Source organism: Myxococcaceae bacterium JPH2 (assembly GCA_016458225.1).
In the GTDB taxonomy this organism is placed as follows: Bacteria; Myxococcota; Myxococcia; order Myxococcales; family Myxococcaceae; genus Citreicoccus.
On the sequence record JAEMGR010000009.1, the window covers coordinates 455,081 to 468,009 of the forward strand.

At 69.4% G+C, this 12,929-nt stretch carries 10 protein-coding genes; 4 read left to right on the forward strand and 6 right to left on the reverse strand.

All coding sequences use genetic code 11. The features are described from left to right. Positions 1 to 162 precede the first annotated feature (162 nt). Positions 163 to 951 (forward strand): hypothetical protein, encoded by a 789-nt coding sequence (locus JGU66_17115; GenBank protein ID MBJ6762494.1) that lies wholly within the window; start codon positions 163 to 165, stop codon positions 949 to 951. 78 nt (positions 952 to 1,029) lie between these two features. Here the strand turns inward: JGU66_17115 and JGU66_17120 are convergent, their stop codons facing one another. The 4 genes from JGU66_17120 to JGU66_17135 form a co-directional block, all read right to left on the reverse strand. Continuing rightward, positions 1,030 to 2,322 carry an MFS transporter gene (locus tag JGU66_17120; GenBank protein ID MBJ6762495.1) on the reverse strand — a complete coding sequence of 431 codons (1,293 nt, stop codon included), beginning with the start codon at positions 2,320 to 2,322 and terminating at the stop codon, positions 1,030 to 1,032. A 78-nt stretch (positions 2,323 to 2,400) separates the two neighbouring features. Continuing rightward, positions 2,401 to 2,616 carry a DUF3185 family protein gene (locus tag JGU66_17125; protein ID MBJ6762496.1) on the reverse strand — a complete coding sequence of 72 codons (216 nt, stop codon included), beginning with the start codon at positions 2,614 to 2,616 and terminating at the stop codon, positions 2,401 to 2,403. A 60-nt stretch (positions 2,617 to 2,676) separates the two neighbouring features. Continuing rightward, positions 2,677 to 5,673, reverse strand: coding sequence for a ribonuclease R (rnr, locus tag JGU66_17130; protein MBJ6762497.1), 2,997 nt, complete (start codon positions 5,671 to 5,673; stop codon positions 2,677 to 2,679). Positions 5,674 to 5,800: 127 nt separating this feature from the next. Then, entirely contained in the window at positions 5,801 to 7,213 is a 1,413-nt protein-coding gene (locus JGU66_17135; GenBank protein ID MBJ6762498.1) for a protease inhibitor I42 family protein, read from the reverse strand. Positions 7,214 to 7,406: 193 nt separating this feature from the next. Here JGU66_17135 and JGU66_17140 point away from each other — a divergent pair, with 193 nt between their 5' ends. From JGU66_17140 to JGU66_17150, 3 genes are all read left to right on the forward strand, one after another. Next, positions 7,407 to 8,636, forward strand: a complete 1,230-nt coding sequence (locus tag JGU66_17140) for a molybdopterin molybdotransferase MoeA (GenBank protein ID MBJ6762499.1) — start codon at positions 7,407 to 7,409, stop codon at positions 8,634 to 8,636. A gap of 120 nt (positions 8,637 to 8,756) precedes the next feature. After that, a complete protein-coding gene (gene ribA, locus JGU66_17145; GenBank protein MBJ6762500.1) occupies positions 8,757 to 9,431 on the forward strand; it encodes a GTP cyclohydrolase II in 675 nt (224 codons plus the stop codon). Then, complete coding sequence (locus JGU66_17150) at positions 9,385 to 10,305, forward strand: MBL fold metallo-hydrolase (GenBank protein MBJ6762501.1); 921 nt, start codon at positions 9,385 to 9,387, stop codon at positions 10,303 to 10,305. Before ribA ends, JGU66_17150 begins: the two co-directional genes overlap by 47 nt. On the opposite strand, the gene lipB is transcribed toward JGU66_17150, so the two are convergent. Further along, positions 10,295 to 11,386 carry a lipoyl(octanoyl) transferase LipB gene (gene lipB / locus JGU66_17155; GenBank protein MBJ6762502.1) on the reverse strand — a complete coding sequence of 364 codons (1,092 nt, stop codon included), beginning with the start codon at positions 11,384 to 11,386 and terminating at the stop codon, positions 10,295 to 10,297. The two genes, JGU66_17150 and lipB, sit on opposite strands and share 11 nt — an antisense overlap. Continuing rightward, entirely contained in the window at positions 11,383 to 12,921 is a 1,539-nt protein-coding gene (locus JGU66_17160) for a hypothetical protein (protein MBJ6762503.1), read from the reverse strand. Before JGU66_17160 ends, lipB begins: the two co-directional genes overlap by 4 nt. Positions 12,922 to 12,929: the final 8 nt, after the last annotated feature.

The following is a 12,929-nucleotide window of genomic DNA, read 5'->3' on the forward strand; positions in this document are numbered from 1 at the left end:
CCATCCACTCCCGAGTCGAGGGCCCCTGTCAGGACGGGAACGTGGTAGGCGAGTTCGGGTATGCTCCCAGGCCCGTGAGGGGCCCCCGGAGGGAGCCCCAAAGGCTGTTTTCCGAACCGTGTCCGGCCCGAGAGGCCGGCACCCGCCAGAAAGGCTTTGTCGATGAAGCACATGGGACGTGTTGGATTGGTGCTCGGGGTGCTGGCCCTGAGCGGCATGACGGGCTGCAAGAACGAGCAAGAGGAGCAGGCGAACTCCCACCGCATCGCCGGCACCAACTTCCTGGCGGACAAGAAGTACGCCGAGGCCATCAAGGAGTACGAGCTGTCGCTCCAGGCCAACCCGAACCAGGAGAAGGTCTGGGAGAAGAAGGCCTTCGCGCACCTGCAGGCGGGCGACCCGGCCGCGGCGGCGACCTCGGCGCTCAAGCTCCTCGAGTTCCGCAAGGAGCCCGCCCAGAAGGCGGAGGTCTACCGGAACATCGCCGGCTTCTACATGCAGGGCGGTCCGCTGGAGAAGGCCGAGGAGTACTTCAACGAGGCGCTGAAGATCGATCCGAAGGACGAGGCCTCGCTTGGCTGGATCGCGGAGATCTACTCGCAGAAGGGCGGCGCGCGCTCCATGACCGCGCCCCTCGTCCCCGAGCACCTCGACAAGGCGCTCCAGTATTACGACAAGGTCCTGGCCGTGAACCCGAACTCGGCCAACACGTACCTCAACAAGCGCATCGTCATGTTGAAGTACATCCAGTACGAGACGGACCAGAAGGACGCGGCCCTCTCCGAGGCCGCCGAGAACGCCAAGGACGCCGCCATCGTGGCCGAGGCCAAGGCGCGCGCGGACCAGCACCAGGCCCGCGTCGAGGAGTTCAAGAAGCAGTTCGACGAGGTGAACAAGAAGTTCGGCGACCTCGCCAAGGCCGCCAAGGGGCAGGCCGCCGCGAAGCCGTAAGCCTCGCTGTCGCACCGTGACACCCGGGCCCGGAGTCCCGAGGCAGCCGCCTCGGTGCTTCCGGGCCCTGTCGCATCCTCAGGACTCTTGAGGACCGGTGCGCTCCGCGCCCGCCGCCATCCCCGATGCCACCTCGGCCGGGATGATGCCCAGGCGCGTGTAGATGGGGCGGACGTGCTCGCGCAGCGACGGCAGTCGCCAACGGAACAGCGCCGCGGCCACGATGCACGCCGCGCCCCCCAGCGCGATGGTGATGGGCGCCCCGACCCTCGACGCGAGCGAGCCAGCCAGCAGGCTGCCAAAGGGCACCGTCCCCATGAAGGCCATGGAGTAGAAGCTCATGACGCGGCCGCGCATGCGCTCCTCCACGATGGTCTGCAGGACGGTGTTGCACGCGGCCATCGTCACCATCATCCCGAAGCCCGTGGCCACGAGCGTCACCAGCGACAACACCAGCCCTCGTGACAGCGAGAACGCGAGCTGCCCCACGCCGAACACCGCCGCGGTGGTGACGATGACGCGGCCCAGGCCTCGAACGGAGCGGCGCGACGCGAGGTAGACGGCGCCGATGAGCGCGCCCAGCCCCGAGGCCGCCATGAGCCAGCCCATCACGTTCGCCCCGCCCTGGAGCACCTTCGAGGCGATGACAGGCATCAGCACCGTGTAGGGCGTGCCCATGAGGCTCATCATCGCGAGGAGCAGGAGCACCGTGCGGATGGGCGGGAAGTGGTAGGCGTAGCGGAAGCCCTCGCGAAGCTCGGAGAGCACGTGCTGGTGCTCCGCGTTCGGCGTCCGCGGGCGCACGCGCATGGCGAGCAGCGAGGCGATCACCGCCAGGTAGCTGAACCCGTCGATGAGGAAGCAGCCGCCCTCCCCCACCGCCGCCACGAGCGCGCCCGCCACCGAGGGCCCCAGCAGTCGCGCCGCGTTGAACATGCTGGAGTTGAGCGCGATGGCGTTGGGCAGGTCCTCGCGCGCGTCGATCATCTCCACCACGAACGACTGTCGCGCGGGGATGTCGAAGGCGTTGATGACGCCCTGAATCACGCTCAACACGAGGATGTGCCACACGGCGATGACGCCCGAGAGGGCCAGGGCCGCCAGCGCGAACGACTGGAGCATCGCCAGCACCTGCGTCCACACCAGCACACGGTGCCGATTCCACCGGTCCGCCAGCACGCCCGCGAATGGCGCGACCAGGAACGTGGGGAGCTGTCCGCAGAAGCCCACCACGCCCAGCAACATCGCCGAGCCGCTCAAGCGGTACACCAGCCAGCTCGTCGCCACCCGCGTGAGCCACGTCCCGATGAGCGAGACGCTCTGCCCTGAGAAGAAGAGGCGGTAGTTGCGGTGACCCAGCGCTCGCAGCATGAACCGCCAGTCGCTCGCAGCCCGCTCTGCCGCCATGGTGCTCCGCTCCTCCGCGCTGGGTGCCGACGAAGTCAGAAGCTAACGCCGCCGACCGCCTCCCAGCACGAGCAAGGCGAGTCCGCCCACCAGGGCCGCACCGCCGCCCGCCAGATAGCCCGTCGTCGTGTCGCTGTTGCGGCCGGTGAGCAGCTCCGTTGCGCGCTCCGACAAGGAGTCACGGGCTTTCATTCCCGTCCACAACAGCACGCCCCCGACCACGACGAGCATCAATCCCACGACGCGGGCAGCACCCACATGTCCTCCTTGCTGGTTCCCCGTGGGACGCGCAGCCCCTCAGGGTCGGTCCGACTCGGGTCAGCGCTTGCGCCCGGGCGACTTCTTGGAGCGTCCCACGGACTTCTTCGGCGCGCGCGACTTTCCACCGGGCGACTTCTTCGGCCCGCTGGCCTTCACCTTCTTGCCCTTGCGCGGCGGAGATGCCCCCGTGTCACGCGGAGCCCATCCACCCGAGTCCTCCGGCCCCCGTGCCTCCGTGCCCACTTCTCGCCCGCGCGACGCATCCCACTTGCGCTGCGAGGCCAGGGCCCGGATGCGGTCGAAGCCCGGGTGCGGCGAGGGCGACGTCTCCCCCGAGGAACCCGACCCCGCGACAGGAGCCTCGGGAGCGGACTCGACGGAAACAGGAGGCTCACTGGGCTCGGCGGGAACGGCCGCCGGGCGCACGAACATGCGCCGCTTCGGCGTCGTGGGCGCGGGCGTGGCATCCATCCCCGGCCAACGAGTCGTGGACTCCTCCGCGTCCACGGGACGCGCGCGTGGCCCTCGCGCGGGCGCGGCATCTTCGCGACGACCCTCGCGGCTGAAACGCCCGCGAGGCCGCGCGGGCTCGGCCCACGGAAGGGCCTCCGCGACGGGCACGGGAAGCGCCTCGAGCGCCTGCGCCGCATCCAGCTCCTCCGGAGACGGCATCGAGGGCTGCACTTCCTTCGCGGCCTCACGCTCACGGCGGCCCGGTCGCTTCGCACGCTCGCCAGGGCGGTGCGTGGGCGCGGACGGGGCCCACTCCCGGCGACGACGGGGCAGCGCGTAGCCACCTCGGCTGGGCAGCGGCGCCTCGCCCGAGAACTGGAGCGCCTCGAAGTCGATCTTCCGCGTCGTGGGATTCGCCGACACCAGCCGCACGCGCAGGGCCTGCCCCACGCGCACGCGGCGCCCGTTCGCATACACGAGGGCGTGCACGCGCTTGTCCAGCTTCGAGCCAGGCCCGAGCGTCTCCGCCTTCACGAGCCCCTCGACGTGCACGGTGTCGAGTTCCACGAAGAAGCCGAAGTCAGCGATGCCGGCCACGGTGGCGTCGAACTCCTCCCCCACCCGGTCTTCCATCATCAAGGCAGCGTAGAAGGACACCACCTCGCGCTCGACCTGCATGGCGGCGCGCTCGCGCTCGGAGCACTGCACGGCCATGTCCTCGAGCCGCTCCTCCTCGCGCTCCAGCTGCGCCTCGGTGGGCTTGCGCCCCTTGCGAGCCCAGTGCGCCTTGAGCAGCCGGTGCACCAGCAGGTCCGGGTAGCGCCGGATGGGCGAGGTGAAGTGCAGGTAGTACTCCGCCGCGAGCCCGTAGTGGCCCACACGCGAGGACGTGTAGACCGCCTGCATCATCGAGCGGAGCAAGAGCTGGTTGAGCGCGCGCTGCTCGGGGTGCCCCTCCAACTGGCTCACGAAGGCGTCCAGCTCCTTCGAGGACACGCCATCCTCGATGTGGAGCACGAAGCCATAGGCCTGCGCGAGCGCGGCGAAGGCCGCCAGCTTGTCGGGGTCCGGCTCGCCATGGAACCGGTACACCGTGGGCAGGCCCTCGTCCTGGAAGAACGCCGCGACCGCCTCGTTGGCGGCGAGCATGCACTCCTCGATGAGCCGGTGGCTGTCCTTGCGCTCGCGCTTGTCCATGCGCTCGGGCAGGCCATCCGAGCCCAGCACCACCTTGTGCTCCGGCAAGTCGAAGTCGATGGCGCCGCGCTCCTTGCGCATGCCCATCAACGCGCGCGCCAGGGCCATGAGCTGCTCGAAGTGCGGCTTGAAGGCGTTGCGGTGCGGCACGTCCTTGCCCTCCAGGACGTCCTGCACCTCGTTGTATGTGCAGCGCGCCACGCTGCGCATCACCGCCGGATACAGCTCCGACGAGCGCCGGTGGCCGCGCGCATCGAACGTCATGTCCGCCACCATGCACAGGCGGTCCTCGTCCGGGCGCAGCGAGCAGATGCCATTGCTCAGCCGCTCGGGGAGCATGGGCAGGACGCGATCCGGCAGGTACACGGAGGTCGCGCGGCGCAGGGCCTCGGTATCCAGCGCGCGGCGCTCGCGCACGTAGTGCGTCACGTCCGCGATGGCCACCACCAGCCGCCAGCCATTCCCGAGGGGCTCGGCGTACACCGCGTCGTCGAAGTCACGCGCGTCCTCGCCGTCGATGGTGACGAGCGGCAACGTGCGCAGATCCTTCCGGTGCTCGCCGCGCGCCTCCTCTTCGGACACGCGCACGTCGAAGGTGTCCGCCTCGTCCATGACCTCCGGAGGAAACTCATCGGAGAAGCCCTGGGAGTACGCGATGCCAATGACCTCGGCGCTGGGCGTACCGGGACGCCCGAGCGAACCCGCGACCTCACCGATGAGATCCCGCCCCGGAGTGAGCAGGTTCGCGCCGATGCCGAGCCGCACCTTCACCAGGTCGCCATCTCGCGCCATCTGCGTGAGCGGCACGCGGATGGGGCCCGGCAGGCTCGTGTCCGTGGGAACCACGAGGCCGTGGCGGCCATGCGTCATGTAGGTTCCCACCGCCAGCTCGCGCCGCCGTTCGACGACGCGGACGAGCCGCCCCTCGAAGCGACCTGGACGCCCCGACACCTCGACCACCACGCGGTCGTTGTCGAGCGCCCGCTGGGCCTCGTGCGGAGGCAGGAAGATGTTCTCCCCCTCCCCCGAGACTGGATGCACGAAGCCGAAGCCGTCCCGGTGGACATGGAGCGTTCCCTCCACCGTGGACTCGCCATCGGCGTCCCCGTCGTCACGCGGGGCAGGGGCGGCGCGCGACGTGCGGCCAGGGGGACGAGGGCGCTCGCGCTCGGCTCGCCCAGGACGAGAGGGCCGCTCGGGGCTCGGAGCCTGGGAGGCAGCATTGAGGCGGAAGCGCTTGCCGTCCTTGGCAATGTCGCCTTGGCGAACCAGGTCGCGAAGGGCGCGCTTGAGCGCGGTCTGCTGGCCTGGGTGCAGGCCCGCGAGGCGCAGGAGTTCCTTCACCCCAAGGGGGTGATCGGCATCAGCGAGGAGTTGCTTGAGATGTTCGGGAGTAAGAGTCACGGGAGGGATGCGGCTCGGCCGCTACGGGAACGGGTAGGCCCGGAGTGGCCGGGCGAGAACCCCCCGGCGAACGCTCGCCCCCCCGGTCCCATACGGTCCGGGTGGGGGCGTGCGGCATTTCCACTTCTCAGGGTTTGACCGTCACGTTGATCTTGAAGGAGCGCTCGACCTGGCCGGGCATGAAGGCCTTGGCCAGGAAGAACTCCACTTCGAAGGTGCCGGGGTTTCGCGGCGTGAAAAAGAATTCTCGGGTTGCCGGGCCACCGCTGGGGCCCGACTCAAAATTCGCCTCGCGCAGCCCCACGCGCTTGGCGATGGTGGGCTCGATGGCCCAGGTGGCGCCGGGCTGCTCGGGCAGGCGCACGGTGAGGCCGTGGTTGAGCTTCACGTCCACGCTCGTGGGCACCTCGCCCTCGATGTGAACGATCTCCATCTCGTCGCGAAGGACCGCGCGCGCTTCGGAGGGCCGAGGCTCCACGGTCTCCGCGCCGATGCGGCCACCCCAGCCAGCGAGCTTGTCCACGACGCCCGTCACCTGCAGCGTCTGACCGACGAACTTGCGCAGCCCCTTGCTGGCGGCCTTGCCCTCCACGATGAAGGACACCTGCTGGCGCGTGCCACCGTTGGACACGACGAGCACGTACTCCTCGCCCGTCATCTCCAGGTTGCCGCGGATGCTGGCGAAGCCCTTGATGCCGGCGCCCATGCCCGCGGCCACCAGCATCGACACCTCGCCCGGCGACAGGTAGCGCAGCTTCGGCTCGGTCTCGACCGGGACGACCTCCGGAACCTCGACCTCCGGCTTCTTCGCCGAGTACTTCCGCACGTCCACCACGCCGCTGTGGTTGGTGGTCTTGCGGATGAGACCGCTGACGGAGACCTTGTGGTCCACATACGCCGGCAGCACTTCCTGGTCCGGCCCCTGGAGCAGGAACAGCAGCTCGCGCTTGTCCCGGCCAATCACGACCAGGTGTGGCATCTCGCCGTTGACGATGAGGCGGCCCTTGAGGCTGCCCTCGCCCATCACACCCCGGCCCTCGCCAGCCGTGAGGAGCTGCTCCATCTCACGCTTGGTCAGGGGCTCGCCGGGAGGAGGAAGCTTGGTGGCGCGAGGCCGGGGGCGATCCACGGCCGGAGCGGCAGGGGCTGAAGCAGCGCCCTTGGCGCCCTTGCCCGTCGCCTTCTTGCCAGCGGGGGCCTCGGCGGGAGCGGCCTTGGCCGCGGGGGTCTTGCCCACCGCCTTGGCAGCGGGCGCGGCGGCCTTCGTCCCCGACGCGACCTTCGCCTTGCCCTTGGCCTCGACGACCTTCTCGGCCTTCTCTGGCTTGGCTTTCTCGGCGGGAGCCTTCTTCGCCGCTGCGGCCTTGCCCTTCGTTCCCTCGGGGGGCGACTTCGCCGGCTTTGCCTCGACCTTCGCCACCTTCTTGGAGGCGTTCTTGATCAGGTCCAGCCGGGCTGCCTTGTCCTTCTTTGCGGCGGGCTTGGCACCTGCCTTGGCAGCGGGAGTCGCCTTCTTCGCCCCGGACTTGGGCTTGGCCATCGACGCCGTCTCCTTGAAAGTTCCCGTGTCTTATCAACGGGTTGGCGGGACGCCCCCGAGTGGGACGCGGGCCTCGCGATCACGATTGCTTGTAACGATGATCAGGAGGGCTGTCAAACTAACACTTGATTTTCCCACGGACTTTGGTCGTGAAAACGCCCCCGTGGCGCGCTCGCGGGGCTATAAATCCGCCATGACTGATGCCCCCGCCCTCATGCCCGTGGAGGACGCCCGAGCCCACGTGCTGGAGCAGGTGGCCCCGCTCTCCCCCGAGTGGGTTCCGCTGGACGATGCGCTGGGGCGCGCCTTGGCCGAGGACGTGGTCGCGCGCCGCACGCTCCCGCCCTGGCACAACTCGGCCATGGACGGCTATGCCGTGCGCGCCGCGGACCTCGCCCGTCCCCTCCCCGTCCGGCTCTCCGTGGGCGAGACGGTCTATGCCGGCCACGTGCCCACGCGGGCCATCCACGCCGGTGAGTGCGCTCGCATCATGACCGGTGCACCGCTCCCCCCGGGCACGGACGCGGTGGTGATGCGCGAGAAGACCCGGACCGCCCCAGGGCCGGGGGACGCGGTGGACATCCTGGAAGCCGTGACCGCGGGGACCTTCGTGCGCCCCCAGGGTGAGGAGGCCCGCGCTGGCGAGGTCCTCCTCCCGCGCGGCACGCCCCTGGGCATCCCGGAGCTGGGGCTCTTGTGGGCGCAGGGGCTTGGCGCGGCATGGGTGCCACGCCGCCCGCGGGTGGCCATCCTCTCCACCGGCGACGAGCTGTGCCGCCCGGACGAGCCGCCGGAGGGTCGCATCGTCGACACCAACGCCCCCGCGCTGGCGCTCGCCGTGCGGCGCGCGGGAGGGGTTCCCAGCCTGCTGGGAATCGCCCGGGACACGCGCGCGGACGTGGAGGCCGCCCTCGCGCGGGCCGTGGGCTTCGACGTCGTCCTCACCAGCGCGGGCGTCTCCGTGGGCGAGCGGGACTTCGTCAAGGACGCCCTGGAGGCCCTGGGCGTAGAGCGGCGCTTCTGGCGCGTGGCCATCAAGCCCGGCAAGCCGCTGCTGGTGGGCACGCGGGGGGCCACCCTCTTCCTGGGCCTGCCCGGCAACCCCACGTCTTCCCTGGTGACGTTCGAGCTGTTCGTCCGGCCCGCGCTGCGCCGCATGCTCGGCCACGCCCAGGTGGATCCGCCCCGGGTGTCCGGCCGCTTGGATGGCCAGCTCTCCAAGCCCCTGGGCCTGGCCCACTTCATCCGGGTCTCGGCGGCCTGGCGAGAGGGCGAGCTATGGGTGCGGCCATTGGCCACCCAGACCTCGGGTGTTCTGAGATCGGCAGCCCTGGCCACACACCTGCTCCACTTCCCCCAGGTAGCCAACAGCCTGGCTCATGGCGCCCATGTGGAATTGCTCCCGCTGTCCTGGGTGGGATGAGGAACACACAACCGGGCGTTGCATCTGACCTCGTGATTTGTTCGAAGGGCCCTCCCCAGTCGCCTTGACATGATTCCAGGGCGACCCCAAAGAGAGTCCGGCAACGGGAGAAGACACACCATGTCTGACACGCGCTCACCACAGGTCCTGCCGACGCGCAAGCCGACCCAGTTCCTCGAGCGATATTCCGAGGCGGACGTGCCGACGGCGCGGGGTGTCCTGCGGACCATCGTGTTCCGGGACAAGCGCAATGGCCGGGAGCACGTGGCGCTGACGGTGGGCAACGTGACGGGCCTGGAGGGCGTCCCGGTGCGGATCCACTCCGAGTGCCTCACGAGCGAAGTCTTTGGCAGCCTCAAGTGCGACTGCCGGCAGCAGCTCGACCGGTCGCTGGACTTCATCGCCCAGCAGGGACTCGGCGTGGTGCTGTACCTGCGGCAGGAGGGCCGAGGGATCGGCCTGGGCAACAAGATCAAGGCCTATGCGCTGCAGGCCAAGGGTCTGGACACCTACGAGGCCAACCGGCAGCTCGGCTTCGCGGATGATCTGCGCACCTACGACATCGCGGCGGAGATGCTGCGCGGCCTGGATGTACGCTCCGTGGACCTGATCACCAACAACCCGCTGAAGATCGCGGGGCTGGTGGAGGAAGGCATCCCGGTACGTCGCCGAATCCCTTCCCGGACCGAGCACAATCCGCATAACGTCGACTACTTGAAGACGAAGCGTGAGCGTACGGGGCACCTGATTGAGCTCTTCGCCGAGGACGACGACACGGAAGCCCAGACCGGCTGAGCGCCCGGCGAAGGGACGCAACACGCTGGCGCGCAACAAGGCCCGAGGTCCCTTCGAGGTCCGGTTCTGGGGCGTGCGTGGCTCCATCCCCGCTCCGGGCCCGACGACGAAGCGCTACGGCGGCAACACGCCCTGCGTGGAGGTGCGGTGCGGAGGTGAGCTGCTCATCTTCGACTTGGGCTCTGGCGCCCGCGCGCTGGGCGATGAGCTGGGCTTCAAGCCGCTCAACGCCTCCATTTTCATTTCGCACTACCACTACGATCACCTGCAGGGCCTGCCGTTCTTCGCGCCCATGTTCGGGCCGGACAACGCCATCACGCTGTTCGGCTCGCCCCGCAATGGGCAGTCGGTGAAGCAGATCCTCGCCGGGCAGATGATGCCTCCGTACTTCCCGGTGACGGCCGAGGCGGTCTTCCGCGCGCGGGTGGAGTACCGAGACGTGGTGGCGGGCGAGGTCCTCGAAGTGGGCCCCGCGCGCGTGCGCACGCTGGAACTCAACCACCCGGGTGGCAACCTCGGCTATCGCGTGGACTACCAGGGGCGGTCGCTCGTCTACGCCACGGATGTCGAGCACGGCAGCGAGTTGGACTCACGCCTCTTCGACTTCGCGCGCGGCGCCGACCTGCTCATCTACGACTCGATGTACACCGAGGACGAGTACCACGGCCGCACCGGGCCAGCGCGCACGGGCTGGGGCCACTCCACCTGGGAGGCGGCCGTGCAGGCCGCCAACGCCAGCGACGTGAAGACGCTCGTCCTCTTCCATCACGATCCCACGCGGGACGACGCGAAGATGGACAAACTGGTGCGCCAGGTGCGCAAGCATCGCCCCGAGGCCATCGCGGCCAAGGAGTCGATGGTCATCAAGCTCTGAGGGCGAAGCGCGCCACCGTGCGACGCACGGTCTCGCGCAGCCCCTCGAAAGGCAGTCGCTCCAGCGCGGTGGGGATGTTCACCCACTCGAAAGCATCGTGCTCCGGCCCCAGGCGGACGCTCACATCGGGCGCGCCCTGGGCGCCGAAGCCGTGCTCCTGGACGAGCCGCAGGGGCGCTGCGTTCCCCACCGCGAACGCGTGGCGGTAGTCGAGATCCTGCGGCGTGAGCACCAGGCCCGTCTCCTCCGCGAGTTCGCGAGCCGCGGCCTGGGCGGGAGTCTCCCCTGCTTCGACCTTGCCGGTCACGACTTGCCAGAAGCCTCCGCGCTCGGGCCTCCGTCGCAGGAGCAGGACTTGAAGCTCCGAGCCATGACCGCGCAGGGCCGCCACGCTCACGGTGCGCGCGGGAGCGAGCGCATCGACGCGCTGGCTCTCGAACACCTCGCAGAAGTTGCGCGCGAGCACCTCCTCCACGTCAGGAATGGCGAGCGCATGGCCCAGCTCGCGCTGCATGGAGGTGACCCCCGCCTCGCGAATGCCGCAGGGGACGATGAGCTGAAAGTGCTCCAGCCGCGTGTTCACGTTCAGCGCGAAGCCGTGCGTGGTGAGCCAGCGTGACAGGTGCACGCCAATGGCGGCGATCTTCCGCGCATCCGGTGAACCCTCGCCACCGACCCAGACCCCCGGCCACTTGGGAATGGTGCCCGACGTGATGCCGAAGGTGGCGAGCGACTGGATGATGCAGCGCTCGACGTCGCGCACGTAGCGGCGCACGTCCTGGCGCTCTGGGGGCAAGAGGAAGATGGGGTAGCCGACGATCTGCCCAGGCCCGTGGTACGTGACGTCGCCACCGCGATTGGTGTCGAAGGTCGTCACGCCCTCCGCCGCGAGATCCGCATCGCTCGCGGTGATGTTCTCGCGCTTCGCGGCGCGCCCGAGCGTGAGGACCGGCGGATGCTCGAGCAGCAACAGTGAGTCCGACACCTGTCCCTGCAAGCGGGCTTCACCCAGCAACTGCATGAGGCGCAGGCCGTCCTCATACTCAACCCGGCCGAGCCGGTAGACGGTGATGGTGTTCACGACGAGCCCTTCCGCCGCCCCCTGCCTCGGGCACGGGCTGGCTTGACGCGGGGCTCCAGTCGCCAGGAGCCCGCGATGACACGAGACAAGAGAGCGTGCAGTTCATGGCCCGCGCGCGGTGAGCGCAGGGCCTCGGCCGCGAAGGCCGACAGCACGTCCTCGGACAAGGAGATCGCGGGCGAGTGCCGTGCCAGCCACTGCTTCGCCATCTCCACGAAATCCGCCCTTGAGGGCCCGGGCAGCGGAACGTAGCCCTGAACCTGTTCGAGCACAGCGAGGTGCACGCGTCCCTCGACCGATTCAGACAAGCCCGCGGTACTGGGCACGAACAGTCGGCCCGCTTCGCCGCGCAGTGCCCATCCCGCTGACTTGGGCGCCCCACGCGCGCTGAGAACAACCGGTGCCCGGGACGCCTTCGACAGGAACGCTGACAACGCGCGCTGCGAAGCCTCGTCCAAGCGGTCCACGTCCTCCACCAGGAGACATGCCGCGGAAGTCCCCTCCTCCAGCGAGTCCACGGTGGAGAAGACGCCCTGGCCCGCCTTCGCGAAGGACTGAAGCAACGTGCTCTTGCCGCTCCCTTCGGGGCCGACGAGCAGGAGGCAGCGAGCCCCTGCGCGCAGGGCCTCTGTGATCTGGGCGCGCGGTTGCTCCTGGCCCACGCCCACGGGCTCAACAGCCACCGATGGAGCGGCACCTTGCGCAGCCCCTGCTCGAGGCACCGCGGGCACTTCGGACAGGAGGTGGGTGGACTCCTCCAGACAGGCACGACAGATGAACGCGCCCGCGGGGCTCGCGACGAGCGCCCCCACTTCGCCACGAGGACGACAGCAGAAGGAGCACCACGCCTCGACGTCATCGGGTGCACGAACGGGTCCGCGCTCGATGAGGCGAGGCGTGCCTCGACGCCCGCGACCTTCGCGCCGAGCAGGCTCCGACGCCAGCACCGCCTCCAATCGCTGGAGGTCCGCCTCGACCGGCGCATCGAGCACCCAGCGCGACTCTTCGATCGGCTCGTCGCTCCGCGCATCGACAACGGAGACTGCGAGCAGGGCTTCCTCAATGAGGCGCTGGCGTAGCAGGGCCTCCGCTGGAGACTCCGTCAGCGGATCCAGTTCGGAAGGCAATTCTTCGCGCTCAGCCTGCACCACGCGGGGGCGCTCCTCTTCCCCCTCGGAATGCGACTCCGCGTGCTCCGACTCCGGCGAGCGCGGCGCAACCGAATCCAGAGCGGAAGTTCCCTCCACGCGGTTCAACTGCACGGCGTGTCCCGAAAACTCATCTAGCCCTGGGCGCATCGCCACTTGATCCGGTGACACCACGCGCGACGTAACCGCCTCCGCAGCGGCCGCGCTCACGCTTCGCACCGCGTCCAGCCGCTCTGCATGCCGGAGCAACTGTGCGGCCCGCGAGGCCATGCCCGCTCGCTGATAGATCTCGGCCGCCCGCTGGAGGCAATCGACAGCGTGAGCCGTGTTGCCCTGGCTCTCGGCGGACTGCGCGGCGCGAAGGAGGTCGCGAGGGTTCTCGGACATACGAGAGA

Coding starts and splice junctions, on each gene's coding strand:
- JGU66_17115 (MBJ6762494.1), top strand. CDS start 163: ATGAAGCACATGGGACGTGTTGGATTGGTGCTCGGGGTGCTGGCCCTG.
- JGU66_17120 (MBJ6762495.1), bottom strand. CDS start 2,322: ATGCTGCGAGCGCTGGGTCACCGCAACTACCGCCTCTTCTTCTCAGGG.
- JGU66_17135 (MBJ6762498.1), bottom strand. CDS start 7,213: ATGGCCAAGCCCAAGTCCGGGGCGAAGAAGGCGACTCCCGCTGCCAAG.
- JGU66_17140 (MBJ6762499.1), top strand. CDS start 7,407: ATGACTGATGCCCCCGCCCTCATGCCCGTGGAGGACGCCCGAGCCCAC.
- ribA (MBJ6762500.1), top strand. CDS start 8,757: ATGTCTGACACGCGCTCACCACAGGTCCTGCCGACGCGCAAGCCGACC.
- JGU66_17160 (MBJ6762503.1), bottom strand. CDS start 12,921: ATGTCCGAGAACCCTCGCGACCTCCTTCGCGCCGCGCAGTCCGCCGAG.